At 46.5% G+C, this 19,417-nt stretch carries 16 protein-coding genes; 6 read left to right on the plus strand and 10 right to left on the minus strand.

Features of this window, described 5'->3' with window-relative positions; all coding sequences use genetic code 11:
• Positions 1 to 88: 88 nt before the first annotated feature.
• Positions 89 to 379 (minus strand): hypothetical protein, encoded by a 291-nt coding sequence (locus ACZ45G_RS20505; protein ID WP_464172363.1) that lies wholly within the window; start codon positions 377 to 379, stop codon positions 89 to 91.
• A 216-nt stretch (positions 380 to 595) separates the two neighbouring features.
• On the opposite strand from ACZ45G_RS20505, the gene ACZ45G_RS20510 reads away from it, so the two are divergent.
• The 3 genes from ACZ45G_RS20510 (at position 596) to ACZ45G_RS20520 (ending at position 2,816) form a co-directional block, all read left to right on the plus strand.
• Positions 596 to 1,576: a hypothetical protein gene (locus ACZ45G_RS20510; protein WP_464172364.1), complete on the plus strand. Its 981-nt coding sequence runs from the start codon at positions 596 to 598 to the stop codon at positions 1,574 to 1,576.
• A gap of 9 nt (positions 1,577 to 1,585) precedes the next feature.
• The gene (locus ACZ45G_RS20515; RefSeq protein ID WP_464172365.1) at positions 1,586 to 2,269 is read left to right on the plus strand and encodes a DUF6515 family protein; all 684 of its coding nucleotides are present in this window, start codon (positions 1,586 to 1,588) and stop codon (positions 2,267 to 2,269) included.
• A gap of 157 nt (positions 2,270 to 2,426) precedes the next feature.
• Positions 2,427 to 2,816 (plus strand): winged helix-turn-helix domain-containing protein, encoded by a 390-nt coding sequence (locus ACZ45G_RS20520; RefSeq protein ID WP_464172366.1) that lies wholly within the window; start codon positions 2,427 to 2,429, stop codon positions 2,814 to 2,816.
• Positions 2,817 to 2,926: 110 nt separating this feature from the next.
• Here the strand turns inward: ACZ45G_RS20520 and ahcY are convergent, their stop codons facing one another.
• Both ahcY and metK read right to left on the minus strand, forming a co-directional pair.
• Positions 2,927 to 4,372: an adenosylhomocysteinase gene (gene ahcY / locus ACZ45G_RS20525; protein ID WP_464172367.1), complete on the minus strand. Its 1,446-nt coding sequence runs from the start codon at positions 4,370 to 4,372 to the stop codon at positions 2,927 to 2,929.
• 163 nt (positions 4,373 to 4,535) lie between these two features.
• Entirely contained in the window at positions 4,536 to 5,708 is a 1,173-nt protein-coding gene (gene metK, locus ACZ45G_RS20530) for a methionine adenosyltransferase (protein WP_464172368.1), read from the minus strand.
• Positions 5,709 to 5,970: 262 nt separating this feature from the next.
• Between metK and ACZ45G_RS20535 the strand changes: the two genes are divergently transcribed.
• Both ACZ45G_RS20535 and ACZ45G_RS20540 read left to right on the plus strand, forming a co-directional pair.
• A complete protein-coding gene (locus ACZ45G_RS20535; protein WP_464172369.1) occupies positions 5,971 to 6,954 on the plus strand; it encodes an adenosine kinase in 984 nt (327 codons plus the stop codon).
• A 447-nt stretch (positions 6,955 to 7,401) separates the two neighbouring features.
• The gene (locus ACZ45G_RS20540) at positions 7,402 to 7,803 is read left to right on the plus strand and encodes a hypothetical protein (RefSeq protein ID WP_464172370.1); all 402 of its coding nucleotides are present in this window, start codon (positions 7,402 to 7,404) and stop codon (positions 7,801 to 7,803) included.
• A 97-nt stretch (positions 7,804 to 7,900) separates the two neighbouring features.
• On the opposite strand, the gene lon is transcribed toward ACZ45G_RS20540, so the two are convergent.
• The 4 genes from lon to ACZ45G_RS20560 all read right to left on the minus strand — a co-directional run bounded on the left by lon (position 7,901) and on the right by ACZ45G_RS20560 (position 13,134).
• A complete protein-coding gene (gene lon, locus ACZ45G_RS20545) occupies positions 7,901 to 10,297 on the minus strand; it encodes an endopeptidase La (RefSeq protein WP_464172371.1) in 2,397 nt (798 codons plus the stop codon).
• 186 nt (positions 10,298 to 10,483) lie between these two features.
• Positions 10,484 to 10,669: a hypothetical protein gene (locus ACZ45G_RS20550; protein ID WP_464172372.1), complete on the minus strand. Its 186-nt coding sequence runs from the start codon at positions 10,667 to 10,669 to the stop codon at positions 10,484 to 10,486.
• A gap of 15 nt (positions 10,670 to 10,684) precedes the next feature.
• Positions 10,685 to 12,901: a ferrous iron transport protein B gene (gene feoB / locus ACZ45G_RS20555; RefSeq protein WP_464172373.1), complete on the minus strand. Its 2,217-nt coding sequence runs from the start codon at positions 12,899 to 12,901 to the stop codon at positions 10,685 to 10,687.
• On the minus strand, positions 12,898 to 13,134 hold the full coding sequence (locus tag ACZ45G_RS20560) for a FeoA family protein (protein ID WP_464172374.1): 237 nt from the start codon (positions 13,132 to 13,134) through the stop codon (positions 12,898 to 12,900). The genes feoB and ACZ45G_RS20560 overlap by 4 nt, the downstream gene beginning before the upstream one ends.
• A 174-nt stretch (positions 13,135 to 13,308) precedes the next feature.
• Here ACZ45G_RS20560 and ACZ45G_RS20565 point away from each other — a divergent pair, with 174 nt between their 5' ends.
• Positions 13,309 to 13,716 carry a metal-dependent transcriptional regulator gene (locus tag ACZ45G_RS20565; protein WP_464172375.1) on the plus strand — a complete coding sequence of 136 codons (408 nt, stop codon included), beginning with the start codon at positions 13,309 to 13,311 and terminating at the stop codon, positions 13,714 to 13,716.
• Between the two features lie 75 nt (positions 13,717 to 13,791).
• Here ACZ45G_RS20565 and ACZ45G_RS20570 read toward each other — a convergent pair whose 3' ends face one another.
• The 3 genes from ACZ45G_RS20570 to ACZ45G_RS20580 are packed head-to-tail and all read right to left on the minus strand — an operon-like array spanning position 13,792 to position 19,237.
• Complete coding sequence (locus tag ACZ45G_RS20570) at positions 13,792 to 14,658, minus strand: class I SAM-dependent methyltransferase (protein WP_464172376.1); 867 nt, start codon at positions 14,656 to 14,658, stop codon at positions 13,792 to 13,794.
• Positions 14,659 to 14,660: 2 nt separating this feature from the next.
• The gene (locus ACZ45G_RS20575; protein WP_464172377.1) at positions 14,661 to 17,906 is read right to left on the minus strand and encodes an efflux RND transporter permease subunit; all 3,246 of its coding nucleotides are present in this window, start codon (positions 17,904 to 17,906) and stop codon (positions 14,661 to 14,663) included.
• On the minus strand, positions 17,903 to 19,237 hold the full coding sequence (locus ACZ45G_RS20580; RefSeq protein ID WP_464172378.1) for an efflux RND transporter periplasmic adaptor subunit: 1,335 nt from the start codon (positions 19,235 to 19,237) through the stop codon (positions 17,903 to 17,905). Before ACZ45G_RS20580 ends, ACZ45G_RS20575 begins: the two co-directional genes overlap by 4 nt.
• Positions 19,238 to 19,417: the final 180 nt, after the last annotated feature.

The following is a 19,417-nucleotide window of genomic DNA, read 5'->3' on the forward strand; positions in this document are numbered from 1 at the left end:
TATATCCGCCAATTTATTTATAAAACACATGCGAAAGAGCACCCATCCCATGGATAATGGAATGGGTTTTCCAGACACTTTAATATCTTTAGTCGTCTGTCTTGGGTTCTCTTTTGCCGTCAGGCGGATTATCTGGACGCAGGACCAGGCTGTCTTTTTCCGCAACACAGGTACCAGTAACAGTATCTCCGCGGGGGCTTACAAATTCTGCGGTATCTCCGGCAGATTTTCCCTCGCATGCAGTAAAGGCTTCGGGAGGCGGACCATTATGCTGACCTCTGCCTCCTTCCTGAGCAGATGCTATATTAACATACAAATTCAAGAGAGTAAAAACTCCCAACAGGATCATTGTCATTAATCTACGAGCGCTAATTGTCATTGCTGATTTCCTTAAATTAATTGTTGATCATTTCCATGCTGCCGTTAAAAAATTTTAAAAAAAACTAAAATTTTTCTTATCGTATCCGTTTTATAATACTAAAAAATTGTGGGGATAAAAAAAGAGAATTATGTGGAAAATGTGAGTATTGGATCCAATATTTGTTGCCCGGCATTAACCGAGCATCGTTTTTTTTATTGGCCTTTTGAAGATAAAATGACATTAAATTATGATAAAACCTTGATGAAAACAAGTTTAAAAATAGAGATCCACCCCCAGGCATTGAATGCCATTCCCCATGGAATTATACTTGTGTTTAATCGTTTTCCACTGGTTCTGTTTTCAAACAGGCCCGGTGAAACAATAACCATTGGTAAATACATTGGTAAATACAATTGTCCAAAAAAACAGGAGCAAGATATGAACAATCAATTACAAACAAAAATAAGGCACAGACCACGGCTGTTGTGTGGCTTAATCTTCATTGTCATTTTCACCGGCTGCTCAACTGCTTATAAAGCAGCGCCAGTATCCTTCAAATCACCGTCCAGTCTCGTCAACTGCATACAAATTGACGGGGCACAAATTGGTGTTAAATCCTATGGGGAAAGCAAAGAGGCGGCCCGGGAATTCGGCTTTGACATCATCGGCTCAGGGATTTTGCCGGTGCAGGTGGTTTTTGACAACAAAAGCGGCCATACATTTGAGATTGATGGGTCCCAATCTTTTATCCAAGACACTGCCGGAAATATGTGGACCATATTGAGCAGGGAAATGGTCTATGAAAGAGCGTCCCGGAATACTAAAAATGATCAGATGCTGAAAAGTGGGGCATCTTCCGGAATAATGGGCGCTGCAGCCGGGGCAATCATCGGTTCTGCCATCGGTATTGTTACCGGCACAAGCATAGGCACTGCAGCCGGAAAGGGAGCAGCCGTTGGTGGATCTATTGGAATTCTTACCGGCGGGATCAGGGGCCATGAAAACAAAGATGCCCAACGGACAATCTCACAGGATTTGCAGGAGAAATCGCTGCAAAATAAAACGATTTTACCCGACACCCTTGCCTATGGGATTTTATTTTATCCTGCCGAAGCCCGCAGTGCCAAAAACCTTCAGCTGCGGTTGGTGGAAACCGATACCGGCAAGTCACATCAATTAAAGTTTGCTCTTTCTTCAAATATTGAAAAGCCCTAGGAGTAAAAAATGAATACAAGCATTGCAAAAAAAATCAACCCCCAGGCCCTGACGATTCTGATCCTTTTTCTTTTGGTATCATGGGGTATTCTGCCCGCAGGATCCGCCTGGGCTTTCAGACCCGAAGGACACCCCGCACAGGGTTATCCTCCGATAGGAATGGACATCCAAGGTCCTTTGAAGGGCCATTGGCCTGTCCATATCGGGGCCTTGACCTATTTTTTTCTGGAAGGCATTTTTTACAGGCCCTTGGGACATGGTTATGCTGTGGCGGCAGCACCCGTTGGCGCCGTGATTCCCTTGCTGCCTCCTTTTGCGGCAGTGATACCCATCAGAGGCGATACCTACTACACCTATGCAGATGTTTATTACCGGAAGACGCCCAATGGGTATGTGGTGACGCCTCCTCCCCTGGAACCTGTTCAAACCGGTGAAAACCTTGCCTGGGAGGGAGATCAAATCCGGGTAACCGTTTCAATTTTAAATGTTCGGTCTGGTCCTGGAATGGAACATTCAATCATTAAAACCGTGCAAAAAGGAGAAATGCTTGTGGTACAGTCATCAAATTCAGGTTGGTATTACGTTAAGCTGCCTGATAATACCTTTGGCTGGGTAATGGTAAAATTTACAAGCCTTTTGAAACCCAAAGCGCTGGGCGCAAAATCGGTAAAATTTTCGCAACCTGTGTCCTAGGCAAAGATTTTTCCCTGTCATTGAACAAAAAACATCCGGCACTCAAAGAAAATTTTATTCCCAGACCTTAAAGCGGCTTTACAATAATGTATTGCCATAAAAAAACGAATTGCGTATGCTTGAGCCCTGTTCACAAATTAAGACAGGGCTCAAATAGATGACATCACATAAATTTCATTCCCGTTCTAAAATCTGGGTCGAAGATGATCACGGCAATGTCGTGTTTGGCCTGGGACGCTATCGAATTCTGACCCTCATCAAAGAAAAAGGGTCCCTTCAGGCAGCTGCCAAGGAATTAAAAATGGGATATCGAGGCATATGGGGGCGGATTAAAGCCACGGAAGAACGACTGGGGGAAAAACTGCTGATAAAAACGGTGGGAGGGAAAAAAGGAGGCGGATCCCAGTTGACCCCCCTGGCAGAAAAATTAATTGAGGAATTCGGAAAAACACTTGTCCTTCTTGAAAAACAAGTGGATTTCCATTTGGAAGAATCCCTTAAACCACATATCAATATCAACCCTGTGACCCCAAAACCAAACGAATAAACCTGTTGGTAAAAAAATTATTTGTCCCAAAAAAAAATCACGGGGCAGATGTTTTCTGCCCCGTGATCAAAAACAACCCAATAAAAAGTTAGCCTGGGTATCTATTTAGTTTAATATCTATAATGATCTGATTTAAAGGGTCCGTTCACGGGAATCCCAAGATAGTCAGCCTGCTCCTGGGTTAATTTTGTCAAGGTAACGGACAAATTTTTCAAATGAAGACGGGCCACTTCCTCATCCAATTCCTTGGGCAGGGTATAGACCTTTTTTTCCAATTTTTCCTGGGCCAATTTAATCTGGGCCATGGTCTGGTTGGAAAAGCTGTTACTCATGACAAAACTGGGGTGACCGGTTGCACATCCCAGGTTTACCAAACGGCCTTCTGCCAGAACAATCACAGAGCGGCCAGATTCAAGGGTCCATTTGTCCACCTGGGGCTTGATGGTCACTTTTTTAGCGGTGGGGTTATTGTCCAGAAAACTCATTTCAATTTCATTGTCAAAGTGACCAATATTACAAATAATGGACTCATCTTTCATCTGCTCAATGTGCTTGCCCGTGATGACATGATAACTTCCCGTGGCAGTGACAAATATATCGCCCCTTGTCGCTGCAGCTTCCATGGTAACCACTTCATACCCTTCCATGGCAGCCTGTAGTGCACAGATGGGATCAATTTCAGTAACCAGGACAATGGCCCCATATCCTTTCATGGAAGCGGCACACCCTTTTCCCACATCCCCGTATCCGGCCACAACAATAGTTTTTCCGGCCAGCATCACGTCCGTTGCCCGTTTGATCCCATCGGCCAGGGACTCCCGGCATCCGTATAGATTATCAAATTTTGATTTGGTAACCGAATCATTGACATTGATGGCAGGAAACAGCAGTTCATTTTTGGCAGCCAGATGATAAAGTCTATGAACACCTGTGGTGGTCTCTTCGGAGACACCCCTGATACCCTTGGCAATTTTTGTCCATTTTTGCTCGTCCTTCTTGACACTTACCTTGAGACGGTCCATGAGGCAGCGTTCATCCACGCTGTGAGTCTCATTGTCCAGTAAAGAGGGATCTGTTTCCATTTTTACGCCCTGGTGGACATAAAGGGTGGCATCCCCCCCATCGTCAACGATGAGATCAGGACCAGAACCGTCTGGCCAGGTCAGGGCCTGTTCCGTACACCACCAAAACTCTTCCATGGTTTCGCCCTTCCATGCAAAAACAGCAGCCGAACCTTTTTGCGCAATGGCAGCGGCGGCATGATCCTGGGTGGAAAAAATATTACAGGTGGCCCAGCGAATGTCAGCACCCAGTTCATACAGGGTATCAATTAGCATGGCTGTCTGGATGGTCATATGAAGGCTGCCCATGACTTTCAGTCCGGCCAGGGGTTTTTGGGGGCCGTATTTTTCACGGATGGCCATGAGTCCCGGCATTTCTTTTTCAGACAATTGCATGTCCTTGTCGCCGTCCTCGGCAAGGCCGATATCTTTGACCTTATATTTCAAACCCGGATCAAGATCAAGGTAACTAGGGTCTTTGCTTGGCTGTTGCATGTTTAACTCCTTTTTAACTATTTTTTTATTGCATGATTATCAAAGCAGGTTGGTTTTAAACAGGATACCGTTTTTATGGTCTTGGTACCCTGCGGACAAAAAGGGCCGCCCAACCTTAATATCTATTTTTGGTTCAGGCGGCCGTGTATGGTAGGCAACGAGGTTATAACCCCGCCAGATTTCTTATTTGATCGGCCTTAATGGTTCTTTCCCAATAAAAATCCGGGTCTTTTCTTCCAAAATGGCCATAGGCAGATGTTTTCCTGTAAATAGGCCGCAAAAGGTCCAGCTCCTGAATAATCGCAGCCGGTCTCAGGTCAAAAACCTCTTTGACAATTTCAATGGCACGAATTTCAGAAATCTTACCGGTTCCCATGAAATCCACCAGCAAGGATACAGGCTGGGCAACACCGATGGCATAGGCCACCTGGATTTCACACATGTCAGCTAACCCTGCCGCCACCATGTTTTTAGCGACATATCGTCCCATATAAGACGCACTTCTGTCCACCTTTGAGGGATCCTTGCCGGAAAAACATCCCCCCCCGTGGCTGCCCTTTCCGCCATAGGTATCCACGATGATTTTACGCCCGGTCACCCCGCAGTCTCCCATGGGCCCCCCCACGACAAACCGGCCGGTGGGATTGATGAAAAACCGGGTATCCCCGTCCATCATATTTTCAGGGATCACTTTTTTAATAACCTCTTTAATCACAGCATTTTTCAGGTCATCATGAGAAACGTCCGGAGAATGCTGGGTGGAAACAACTATCGTATCCACCCGCTTGGGTTTTCCATCCAAATACTCAATGGTCACCTGGGACTTGCCGTCGGGTCTCAAAAAATCAAGGGCCCCATTCTTCCGGACCTGGGCCAGGCGGTGGGTCAATTTATGGGCATAGGTAATGGGCATGGGCATGAGTTCTTCGGTTTCATTTGTGGCAAACCCGAACATTATCCCCTGGTCACCCGCCCCCTGTTCCTTATGAAGGCCCGCACCTTCGTCAACCCCCTGAGCAATATCAGGCGACTGCTGGTCAATACTGGTAACAACCGAACAGGTCTGCCAGTCAAAGCCCATATTGGAAGAATTATACCCGATATCTTTGATGGTATTTCGAACCACATGGGGAATATCCACATAGCAATCGGTTGTAATTTCACCAGCCACCATGGCCAAACCGGTTGTCACAAGGGTTTCACAGGCAACCCGGCATTTTTTATCTTCCGCCATGATGGCATCTAAAATACTATCGGAAATAGCGTCTGCGACTTTATCAGGATGTCCTTCTGTAACTGATTCAGATGTAAATAAGGATACTTTATTTTTTGACATTTCAAACTCCTTTTATTTGATGGTAATTTTATTTTCTTTCGATAATATATCGTAAAATTATAAAAAATTTTGCCTGTATTAATAATTTTTTATAGACCATTTGTCAATAGTGTCTCAAAAATATATCAAGATATGTTCATATTTATATTAAAAGTCATAATTCTATTGACAATTGGGTGATACCTTTTATTATTCCTAACAAAAACCAGATAAAAGCCAAGCCTTCAGGGGCAGACAACAAACCTTTTTTGGGAGAAACCATATGCCAGAAGCGACAAGTAAACGAATCACCGGAATCGGATCCGCCCTTGTGGATGTGCTCATCAATGAAACCGATCAATTTTTACAGGACCTTGGAAAAACAAAGGGAGGGATGACCCTGGTTCAGGACAATGCCATTGAGTCGATTCTGTCCCAAACCGCCCAAACCCCTATCATTGTGCCCGGAGGCGCTGCCTGCAACACCATTATAGGTGTGGGAAACCTGGGGGGTGATGCCAGGTTTATCGGCCGCAGGGGAAATGATGCCTATGGCAAAAAATTTGAATCCCAGATTATCTCCTGCCACGTGGAACCACAACTTTCCATTTCTCCCGCTTCTCCCACGGGTAAGGTGTTGTCCGTGATCACCCCGGATGCCCAGCGTTCCATGTTCACGTTTCTCGGGGCTTCCACAGAACTTGCGCCGGCCAGCATCACACCCGCACTTTTTAAAGACACCGCCATCAGCGTCATTGAAGGTTACTTGCTGTTCAACCCCGATCTGATGATGGCATCCATACGAGCTGCCAAGGAAGCAGGGTCACTCATTGCCCTGGATCTTGCCAGTTTTGAAGTGGTCAATGCCTCAAAAACAATTTTACAGGATATTGTCAAAGAGTATGTAGATATTCTCATTGCCAATGAAGATGAGGCAAAAGCATATACCGGGTTTACCGATGAAATGTCTGCCATGGAAGTGTTGTCCCAGGATGTTATCTACGCCGTTTTAAAGGTGGGCAAAAGAGGCAGTTTTGTCTCTTTTATGAACAAGATCACCCGAATTGACCCCGTGGTTGGCAAAGAGCCAATGGATACAACAGGAGCTGGCGACCTCTGGGCAGCAGGCTTTTTGTTCGGCATTGCCAATGGGTTTTCCATTGAAAAAAGCGGGCAGCTTGGATCTGCCTGCGGCTATGAAGTTTGCCAGGTCATGGGCGCCCAGATCCCGGAAACGACCTGGCAAAAAATCCGGGCATTAATCTAAACCAAGATATCCCCATGAAATAGCGATGGCTTCCTTTAACGGGCAACCGCTATTGTCAGGCAGTTTTAGCGCCAAACAATTCCAGATAGGTGCTGCCCCAGGTGAGACCCTTAACCTCTCTTTGGGATCAATCGCTCCTGGGCAAATTGCCCAGGAGAAAGCCAAAAATACATACTTTTTACATAAAAAATAGGCGTTTCCCTGATTGCATTTCCCATAATTTTATAGTGTTATGTATATCGTAAAGAAATATAATCAGACCCGCTATTCATAGGGCACCTCCGCTGATTATATTTCATACAGAGGACTAGCTGGAATCATGTTCGCAAGCTTGGCCTCGACACATAATGATGCAGGAATCTCCAGGGTCACTAACCAGCGTTTTACAGAACACATCCATCAAGAATATTTTTCCTGCACGATAAATTTTATGAAGGAGATGGGACCATGAAAAAATTATTTTGTTTTATCATTATTTTTTTGTTCTGGGGAATCAACACCGCTGCCATTGGTGCTGAAAGCACAAAGGATATGGCAAAGGGAGATGCTTATTTCGATGTTGCCACGGGCCATCGGTATATTAAAAATTCAAATACCACCTATGCCGAGTATTCCAAACGAGGCAAACTGCTCAGAACCGATGTCCCGAACACCCAACCCCATTTGGTCAAAAGCAACTACATAAATGAATTGACCCATGAATCATACCTGGTTTATGAAAGATATTTAAACAAAGAGGTCGTACAACAGATTCTGCTGGCATCTGATAAACATCCAGCAGGCTGGCGGTGTGAAGCAATTTTGCCCTTATCAGCTGAGGCATATGAAAACCCGGGCATAGAAGAATAGAGACGGTCTGGTATGGACAAGGACGCTGCAATGTCCTCTTTTCGGAGGAGGGAGGACATTGCAGGCACCTGGATTCCGACAATTTTAATATGGACCCTTATGGTTTAAACACGATCTCGTAAACATCCTTGTAGCGTTTGGCAAAATGAAACGTTATCCCCTCCTTAATATGATCGGGAAGCTTTTTAAACTCACTTTTGCACCCATGGGGCAGGATAATTTCATTAATTCCGATACGCCGGGAAGCAATGATTTTTTCCTTTATCCCCCCCACGGGCAGCACATCTCCGGTAAGGGTAATTTCACCGGTCATGGCAAGGGGCCGCTTGATAGCCTTGCCCGTGGCCAAAGAAACCAATGCCGTGGTAATGGTGACTCCGGCAGAGGGGCCGTCCTTGGGAGTAGCACCCTCGGGCACATGGATATGAATAAAGGCGTTGTCAAAATAATCTTCCGCAATACCAAAGGCCTTGGAATTTGCCCGGACATGGGACAGGGAAATGGCGGCGGATTCCTGCATCACGTCTCCAAGTTTGCCTGTCAGTTTAAACCCGGAATTTTTCCCGTGAACCTTTACAGCCTCAATGGAAAGGGTGGCCCCTCCCATGGAGGTCCAGGCAAGGCCTGTCACAATTCCCACCCCTTTCATCTGCTTTTCCTTTGTAAAAAAAGGCGACCCCAGATACCCTTCCAGGGATTTGATATTAATCCGGATTTTTTTCTTTTTCTCTTTCAGGATGGTAACAATACTCTTCCGGATGATCTTGTTGAGCAATTTTTCAAGCCCTCTGACCCCGGCCTCCCTGGCATACCCCTCAATGAGGTATTGGATGGTGGGGTCGGTGATGGTAATGATACTGTTGGTCAAATTATTTCGCTTCAACAATCTTGGCCAAAGATGCTTTCTGGCAATCTCCATTTTTTCCGCCGTGATATACCCGGACAGATTGATCCGATCCATCCGATCCAGGAGGGGCGCGGGAATGGTATCCAGGGTATTGGCCGTACAAATGAACAACACCTTTGACAAATCAACGCGAAGGTCCAGGTAATGGTCCAGGAATTCGCTATTTTGTTCCGGATCCAAGGCTTCCAGCAGGGCCGAAGCAGGATCCCCCTGGTAGGAAGCCCCGATTTTGTCCACCTCATCGAGCATGATCACGGGATTTGCCACCTTTGTATCCTTAAGGGCCTGGACCATTTTACCGGGAAGAGCCCCCACATAGGTTCTTCTGTGGCCTTTGATCTCCGCTTCGTCCCGCATGCCCCCCAGGCTGAACCGGTAAAACTTTCGTCCAAGGGCTTCGGCAATGGATTTTCCGATGGAAGTTTTACCCACACCCGGAGGTCCCACAAAAAGGATAATGGACCCGGATATATCTCGTTTATAAACCCCTGCTGCAAAGAACTCAATGATCCGCTCCTTGACATCTGAAAGCCCAGCATGATCCCGTTCAAGGATCTCTTCTGCCCGGGTGATATCAATATTATCTTCGGAATAAGTCCCCCAGGGAAAGGAGGTGATCCAATCCAGATAATTTCGCGTTACCCCGTATTCAGAAGAACCTGTCTCCAATACAGATAATTTCTCAATTTCCTCTTCAAAGCGCTCCACCACATGCTCCGGTGGATCAAGCATTTCAAATTTTGCCTTGAATTTATCCACATCGTTTGTTTTATCATCCTTTTGCATACCCAGTTCTTTCTGGATGGCCTTGAGCTGTTCCTTTAAAAAGAACTTCCGCTTGTTATCATCCACCTGGGTATTCAGGTCTTTTTGAATCTTTGTCTGGAGTTTGGCAATCTCTATCTCTTTTTGGAGCAGCATCAATACTTTTTTCATCCGCTCAATCACAGATTCTATCTCCAAGATTTCCTGGAGATCAGGCCCGGAGGCAGTGGTGATGCCTGCAGCAAAATCTGTCAAAGGAGAGGGCTGGTCCGGACTGAACCGTCCCAGATATTGTCTAAGTTCCTCTGAATACAACGGGTTTAAGGATAAAAGCGTTTTGATGGAGCTGATGATGGAAATGGCATAGGCCTTTAACTTGTCTTCATCCTCTTCCATTTTTTCAAAATATTCCACCTCGACCACAAAGGGGGGTTTATCAGAGAGAAATCTTTTGATTTTAAAGCGTTCAAGTCCCTGGGCAATAAACTGGATATGCCCCTCCACATCTGTAATATTGATCATGCGGACCACGCAGCCGACCTTGGGAAAATCTTTCTGATACACATATTTTCCCTTTACCTCACTTAAATAGGAAAGGCCCAGAAAATTTTTTGAATCCCGTGATGCTTTTCTCAAGGTCTCTTCCCACCGTTTTTTATCAACAATCAACGGCTGGACCTGGGCTGGCAGATGGGGACGTCCTGTTATGGGAACCAGGTATAATATATCAGGTTTGACATTTTGCTCTACCAACCCGCTTTCTGTCTTCTCTTCTTCGTCGTTTACTATTTCAGGCGTAATGGGTTTGGTCTCGTCGGTCATATATCACCTCAAAATTTAAAATTTCATTTATGGGTATGACACTTGGGGTAAACTTTATAATTACCCATATACTATAATTATATTTTCCCTTATGACAATAGAAAAAAGCAAAATCCATACCATGGGAAAGCATTTAAATTTACTTCTCCCATAATATGGATTTTACCGGACTCGTTATTTGTACTTTTATTTATCTATGATTTTAAAGGGCTGGCCCTGACTGCAATGGCCTGTCTTGTCCTTGATTCCGCAGCCACAGCCACAGCCACTGCTGCAATTGCAGCCCCCCTGCCCCCTATAGAGTTTAACAAAACTTCTGATGCAAAACAATAAGGCCATGGCCACTATAATCCCCACAAATATATTATCCATTTTCTTTCCTCCCCATCAAGACATGATCAAAGAACCAACCTGGTAAACCACCACTGACAATCCAAAGGCCAGGGTTGTGTTAAAAACAACAGAAAAAGCGGCCCACTTCCAGGAGCCTGCTTCCTTTGCAATACAAACCACCGTAACAAAACACGGAGCATAAAAAATCGTAAAGATAATCAGGCTGAATGCGGTTAAGGGACCCCACCCGTCTGCTGTCTTGAGCCGATCTGAAAGAGAACCTGTATCTTCGGGATCCACTTCGCCTAAAGAATAAGCCGTACCCAGGGTGGAGACCACCACCTCTTTGGCTGCAAAGCCACCCACAAGGGCAATATTGGTCCGCCAATCAAACCCTGCATATTGTGTAATCCCCGTAAGTGCTACCCCCAACCGACCAGCAGCAGAATTTTTCAATCCAGCCTGGACCTCTTTCAGATCAATCTGAACAAGGGCCTGTTTTAAGGCCTGGTTCCGGGGTGACAATGCCTGGGAATCTTGAGCCATCATCTGATCAACATCCTGTGCCGACATTCCCCGGGTAACGCCTGCGCGCTGGGCTTCAAACAGATCTTTCTTTTGGCTGTCAAGCTCTGGGAATGTCATCATGGCCCAGATCACAATGGATATTCCTAAGATAACCGTTCCAGCCTTTTTTACATATTGCCAGGTTCTTTCCCAGGTATGGATAAAAAGGCCCTTAAGGGTGGGCAGACGATAGGGGGGCAGCTCCATGACAAAGGGAGTGGATTCGCCTCGAATAAGAGTGGAGCGCAACAACCTTGCCACCAGCAATGCCCCCACCCAGGAAATAAGCGTAATCACCATCATGACCAAGGCCTTATTTTCAGAGAAAAAGGCGGCCACCAACAGAGCGAATACCGGTAATTTGGCACCACAGTTCATGAAGGGAACCGTCAAAAGGGTTGCCAGTCTCTCCTTGGGAGATTTCAGGGTTCGGGTGGCCATGACGCCTGGAACAGCACAACCGCCCGCAATTCCCCCGGAGACGATAAAGGCCATCACCGAACTGCCATGAAGTCCGAATATTCTAAACACCCGGTCCAGCATAAATGCCATCCGGGCCAGATATCCGGAATCTTCCAGAAAGGATATCCCCAGGAACATGAACATGATCAAGGGAACAAACCCCAATACCCCCCCCACTCCGCCAATAATCCCTGAAACCACCAGGGATTTCAGATGTCCGTCGGGCAGTACCCCCGCGACGATTGCCCCCAACCAGCCAAAGAATGATTCCAACCATCCCATGGGGATTTGTCCATAGCTAAAGGTAAAATGATACAATCCCATGAGGATTGCCACCATGATCACAGGGCCTGCAAGTCGGTTTGTCACGATCTTGTCTATTTTGTCAGACCGCTGGATGCGATTTCTATCATGGGCATAGGTCACCACATTCTGTTTCAAAACTGAATTGATAAATCCATACCGCTGGTCGGCAATCATCCCCTCGGGGTGGGTATCCAGGGTTCGTTCCAAATGCCTTGTCACCTTGTTAACAATTTTCTCAAGATGCTTTGCAACAAGGGCATTGCTAGCGTTCCCCATCTGAATAATCTGGTTATCATTTTCAAGATATTTAAGGGCGGTCCACCGGGCCGGATAGTTTTGGGTCAAAAAAGAGCCTGAAAGAATAATGGCTTCCATCTCATCCAAGGCACCATCAATATCCATCCCATAGGAAATTTTTAAGGGAGTCACCTCTTTATCCCCATTGCTCGCAATGGTTGCGGCAATGGTTGTCAATAATTTTTTCTTGCCTTCCCCGCTTCTGGCAACCGTGGGCACCACAGGGACACCCAAAAGCTGTGACAACTTTTCAATATTAATCCGGATCCCGCGTTTTTTAGCCACATCCATCATATTCAAGGCCACACAAACAGGAACCCCCATCTCCATGAACTGAAGCGACAGATAAAGGTTTCTTTCCAGGTTGGAAGCATCCACAATATTGACAATCATGGAAGGGGTTTCATTGACCAGATAATCCCTTGCCACCACTTCCTCCAGAGAATAGGCTGTCAAAGAATAGGTTCCGGGAAGATCCACCACATTAAAGTGTCCGGCATCACTTGTGCAGGTTCCCTGCTTTTTTTCAACCGTTACCCCGGGATAATTTCCCACCTGCTGCCGGGCGCCTGTCAGGACGTTAAAAAGGGTTGTTTTTCCGGAATTCGGATTTCCGGCCAAGCAAATGGCAAAACTCATGCATTCACCTCCACCTGAATTATATCTGCTTCATTGTTACGAAGCGTCAATGTAAATCCCATGATCCTCAAAGATACCGGATCAAACAGAGGGGCTCGCCCCTGTATTTTTACCTCTTTTCCCGGTACAAGCCCCATGTCCCGAATCCTTCTGCCAAGCTCTCCTGATCCTTTAACAGATACAATAACGCCGGTCTGATTTACCTGCATCTCTCTTAATTTTATTGTCGTCACGATTTCTCCTAAAATAGGCATAGGTAATTATGTATTGCTCGATACAGAAAGTTTTATATAGCTAACTTTTAATTATGTCAATGACATTTACCAAGAAACTAAGAACTAATTATTTGACTTACTATATAATCAGGGTATAAGAATATATAGCTGAATCAATATAAAGGAGTCACAATGACCAAAGAGAATGAACTTTCCGAGAGCCTTGAAGATTATCTTGAGACCATATTGGAACTTCAGACTAAGAATACCGTTGCCCGATCGAAAGATATTGCTGAAAGATTAGACATCAAAAGGGGATCCGTTACCGGGATGCTCAAAAAACTGGCGGCCCATAAATTTATCCATTATGAACCCTATGGATATGTCACCCTGACAGCCTCTGGAAGAAAAATTGCCCAGGAAATTGAAAGCCGCCATATATTCCTAAAAGATTTTTTATTCCGGATACTTGAGGTGGATGAAAAGACAGCCAATGACACCGCCTGCCGAATGGAACATGCCATGAACAAAGACACCTTTAAAAAGTTCCAGAAATTTGTTGCATTCATGGATGCCTGCCCCCATCGCAACGAAAAATAACCAAAACGGGTTCTGTAGCAACACCACGGTTGATTCAGAGGCCAACCAATTGTTTGCCCGGATCGCCCTGAAATTTCAAATAAGAGGGCTAACCGAAAAAACCGCAGTGGCGGTCAGGCCCTTTTGTTTTTTCGTAATGACCCTTTGATTAGAAATAGATTCAAGGTAATCTCGAATAATTTTTTCAAGTAGGGCCGCCGGTTTATCACTCACCTTTGAAAAAAAAGCCATTTGGTTATCAAATTCCTGCTCCAGACTTACATTTTGATCCCACTCCACCGTGTCAAAGACAATATCCGGAAAAAGTCCCAGGGAAAAAAGCAGATTGATCTTGTACAGGATACTCTGGGGTTTGTCATCAAGGGGGCTGCCCATGATCGTTTTCCAAAGATGGGTTAAAATTTCATGCTGCTGCCTGGCCGCCCACCCCCGGACGGCACATCCGTTTTTCGAGCATGCCATCATTTTAAAAAAAGCCTCTGAAGTTGCAACTCCCGGTGACATGAAAGCGATGACCAGGTCAAATTGTTTCGCCCAACCCTTTTTTTGGATATCAAGCGTATGCCAGTCTTCGGATAAAAGTGTGATTCGGTCAGCGAGATCCGATGTTAACCGTTGGGAAAACTGATCCAGCATTCCCTGGGAAAAATCAAGGGCCGTCACATGGGCCCCGTTTTTTGCCAGGGCCATGGCCAGAAGACCAGTTCCGCAACCGATCTCGAGCACCGTCATCCCCTCAAACAAAAGGCCTTTTTGTTTCAACAGTCCCAGGGTTTTTTCAAGGCGCCGGGCCTGGATCTCTCGTTCACTCTTGTCATAGGTGGCAGAAGCCTTGTCCCAATACTCGGGCGTGGAAAACCCCTTGTGAACCGCATAGGTATCACTTGATTTATCTTGTTCCCACTCGTTGATCCAAAAAGATTTATTAAAGATAGAATCCATAATTAGTGGCCTCTTTTATTTGTATTTTGTGCTTCATTCAGCGCCAGGGCCCTTCGCGTCCCATTCTCTTGTTTTGCCATAAAAACCCCTGTCACATCCATTATCACCACATAGAGGGCCGGCACAAATACCAGGGTTAACCCGGTGGCAGCAATAAGTCCTGCACTGATACTCACGGCCATGGGGATGAGAAACTGGGCCTGGAAACTCGTTTCCAGCAATAACGGAAAAAGCCCTGCCACCGTTGTCACAGAGGTGAGCAACACCGGCCTGAAACGACTTTGGCCGGCATCTATTACCGAATCAAACACCTTTTCCCCACCACGCACCTTGCTATTAATAAAATCAATCAGGATCAAGCTGTCATTGACCACAATACCGGACAGGGCCACAATCCCAAAAATACTGATCATGGTAATATCCAGTCCCATGAAAAAATGTCCGACAATGGCACCAATGAGACCAAAAGGGATAGCTGTCATGATGATCACCGGCTGTATATAGGATCTAAACTGGCTGGCCAGGAGCAAAAACATCACCATGCCTGCCAGGGAAAACCCTTTGATCAGACTGTCGATGGATTCTTCGGTCCGCTTGGCCTGGCCCTCAAGGTCATAGGATACTCCCGGGAATCGAGTCACCAGGGTATCTAAAAATCCTGCCCGCAAGTTGTCCACAATCTTCTGGGCATTGGCCACATCCTCATCCAGGTCGGATATCACCGTGATCACCCGTTTTCTGTCCACCCGCTGGATGGTGGAATAGCCCTGCTCCATCTCAATGCGGGCCACCTGGTTCAAGGGAATCTGCCTCCCATCCCGGGTGCGGATTCTCAAATCATCAATGCTGGCTTCCGTTTCCCGTTCCTCCTGGGAATACCGCACCATTACTTTGATATCATCTTTTCCCCGCTGGATCTTTAAGACCTCGTCCCCGTAGTAAGCCTGGCGGATCTGGATGGCAATGTCCGCCATGGTGACCCCCAGGGATTCTGCCCCTTTTTTGATAAAAATCTGTTTTTCCATTTTTCCGGGCCGGAAATCGTCTGTGATATCAAAGGTTCCCGGATAGGTGGAAATTTCCTGTTTAAGCACCTTAGCCGCCTGTTCAAGCTGGGCCAGATCATCGCCCACAAGCCTGATTTCAATAGGGTTACCCCCGGGACCGCCGCCAATAATGGTAAAGGTTAATTGTTCAACCCCCAGAATATCTCCGATCAATTCCCGCCATTTGGCCGTAACCTCGGGAGCGGAAATACCGGGTCGCATGTCAGCAGGCAAAATTTCGATCCAGGCTTCGCCACAATGTCCGCCATAGACCCCTGGTTTCCAGTCACGCCTGGGAATAACCCCCACCAGGGAAAAAGTGTTGACCACCAGATCCTTGCCACCCTTTACCCGGTTCTTGAAATAATCGTTGAGCTCAAAGGCCCCCTTCTCAATTTGTTTAATGGTTTTTTCCGTGGTGTCAAAAGGGGTGCCAAGTGGGTAGATGGTCTCAGAAATGATCCAGTTGGAATCGGTTTTGGGAAAAAAAACAAAGGGCACATGCCCCCCGGCCAGAAGCCCTAAAGAGACAATGAGACACCCTGCTCCCAGGGCCAGGGTAAAGTAACGGTTCCGCACACAATATCGCAAAACAGGCAGATAAACCGAGTGGATAAACTGGTTCATTTTTTTTTCCACCCGACTCCTGACCCAGGTATGACCGTCTATTATATCTTTTTTCAGCCAGCCCAGCCAGAAAAAAAAGAACCGATACAACCAGACTTTATTCTGCTTAGCCGGTTTCAAGGTATGTTCCAGGTGGGCCGGAAGGATAAGAAAGGCCTCCAAAAGGGAAACGGCAAGGATGCAGATCACCACCTGGGGCATGATGGAAATAAATTTACCCATGATCCCGGAGATATACATCAAAGGGGTAAAGGCCACGATGGTGGTGGCCACCGCCATGACCACGGGTCCGCCGATCTGTTCCATACTGTCCATCACCGCCTGTTTTGGGGATTTGCCCATGGAATAGTGGGTATAGATATTCTCACCCACAATGATGGCATCATCCACCAATATCCCCAGGGTCATGATAAACCCAAACAAGGACAGCATGTTGATGGAGGCGCCAAAATAATCCAACACCAGAAATGCCCCCATAAAAGAGATGGGAATTCCCGATGCCACCCAAAAGGCAAGACCCAGATCCAGGAACAGGGCCAGCACAATAAAGACCAATAATATTCCCTGGGCCCCGTTCTTGAGCAACAGATCAATGCGGTCTTGAACCATGTCTGCCATATTAAACCAATACCCCAGGGTCACGCCTTTGGGCATAAGGTCCCTGTGGGTTTCCATATAGTCGATGGCTGTATCTGAAATGGCAATGGTATCCTGAGAATCGGTTCGGCTCACCACAATCATTGCCGCAGGCTTGCCATTGAACCTTGCCGTGACATCGGTATCTTCAAACCCGTCCTTTACTCTTGCCACATCCCCTAAACGGATCACCGTGCCGTCGGAGCGTATCACCAGCGGAATGCGCTCAAATTCTTCTCCTTTATACAATTTTCCCTTGGCCCGGACCAATACCTCGCTTCCCCGGGTTTTTATTTTCCCGCCGGGCAGTTCCAAGCTACCTGTTTTGACAGCGGCCACCACCTGATCAAAGGAAAGGTTAAACTGGCGAAGGCTTGCTTCAGATATTTCAATGGAAATCTCAAACTCCCTGACCCCGGTCAGACTTGCCAGGGAAATGGCATCTGTGTCCACCAGATCATCCCGAATTTTTTCAGCCGTATCCCGCAGCAATAGTTCATCCACATCCCCATAAACTGCCAAGTATATGGAAGGCTCATTGTTCTTGATCTCAATGATCACCGGGTCTTCTGCCTGTTCAGGAAATGAATCGATCAAATCTATTTCCGTTCGGATTTCATCTAGTTTTTCATTGATATTGGTTCCGGCAGCGAGCTCCAACGTGACAGAACCATGTCCCTCAAGGGAGGTTGAATACATGGTTTTGATATTTTCAAGACTTTTAAGCTGTTCTTCAATCTTAATGCAGATGCCTTCTTCCACTTCTGCAGGGGAGGCCCCCGGATAGGGAACACCAATATTAATCATGTCCAGAGAAAATTGAGGAAACATTTCCCGCTTCATATTGATAACCGTAAAAAAACCGGCTACAATCAAAAAGACCATGATCAGGTTTACCGAAACCCTGTGTTCAACCGACCATTTGCCCAAGGCATTCATGGTTTTTTTCCCGCTTGCTGACCATTTTCTTTAATGGTCAATTCCATCCCCTCAATGGCACCGGGAACAGGAGATGCAATAATCTTGTCCCCGTTGGTAAGCCCGCCATTGATATAAACCTGTTCTTCAAATTTGCGCAACAAACGAACCTGCCGTATCTCCAGGTGAGAATCTGTGACAAGATACAAAACATTCCCGGGTTTGAGCAGATGCCGGGGCACCACAAAAATATTTTCATAGGTCTCACCAATGATCGTACACCCAACAAAGGTGCCGGGTTTTAAATCAAACAGGGTTGCCCGGACCGGGTTTGTCCCATTATTGCTTCCTGTTTGGATCTCCAGGGTCATGGGCAGGGTTCTGGTTCGTTCATCGACCCTGGCCTTAATTCTGGCAACCCTGGCTTCCCATACCCTTTTTTCGGGACCCTCAAAATTGGCTATATGGATCCGGGCTGAGGGCAAGCGGCCATTTTCAAAATAGGTCTGGATCCAGCGCATCTGTTCCAGGGGGATTCTCACCTCCACATCCAGCTCATCCTTCGCATAAACAGACCCCAGGATCTGACCGGGATTCACATATTCGCCCACCTGGGCCTGTTTGTCCAGGACAAACCCGTCAAATCCGGACAGAATCCGGGTCCTGTCCAATGCCAGGGCTGCCTTGTCAAACTCCACATCGGCCATGGCCAGTGCCGCCTTTTTTTGTTCCACCATGGCCGGGATAAGCGAAAGGCGGTTCTGGATGGTCTGTAATTGGATCCTGGCGGCAAGATGTTGCTGTTCCGCCTTATCCAGACTGGTTTTGGATGCAAACTGATTTTGACTCAACGCCGTCATACGCGCAAATTCTTTTTGGGTCAGCTTCACATTGGTCTTGGCCAGCCCCATATCCTTTTTCAGATTTTCTATTTCCTGGTTCAGGCTGTCCAGATCCACCCGGGCCTGGGTAACCCGGATGGCTGCCGCCTCTTTGCCTAAACCATAGGATTGCGGATCAATTTGGACCAACAGGTCTGAATTTTCAATCATTCCTCCCTCTAAAAAGCTGGGATTCATATAGACGATTCGTCCGGGCACTTCCACGGCAATTTTAACCAACCGCCTGGGACTAACCGTGCCAAAGGCCTCCACCGTCATCATTTCAGATTGGGAATGGGCCTCAAATATCCGCACACTGGGCGGGATTCGCACCAATTCTTTTTTCTCAGGGGTTGACCGACTCGCGTACAGCCAGAATGCCAGGGCAAAGGCGATACCCAACACAATAAGAACCCGCAGAAGTTTGAACAGAAAAGAAGCGACCGCCTTAACTCTCGATGGTTTTTCCATGGGCATATCCTTTGATCTACAAATTCGAGTCTTTACATCATATGGTTTCGGTTTTTTATATACCAAGATTTTTTTTTTGGAAAGGAAATATAATATAACGGATTATAACTTATGGGAAATACATGCGGTGTTTGACTTCGGAAAGGATTAATTTCGAATGGATTGAACCGGACATTTCCT

Source organism: Desulfoconvexum algidum (genome assembly GCF_055382125.1).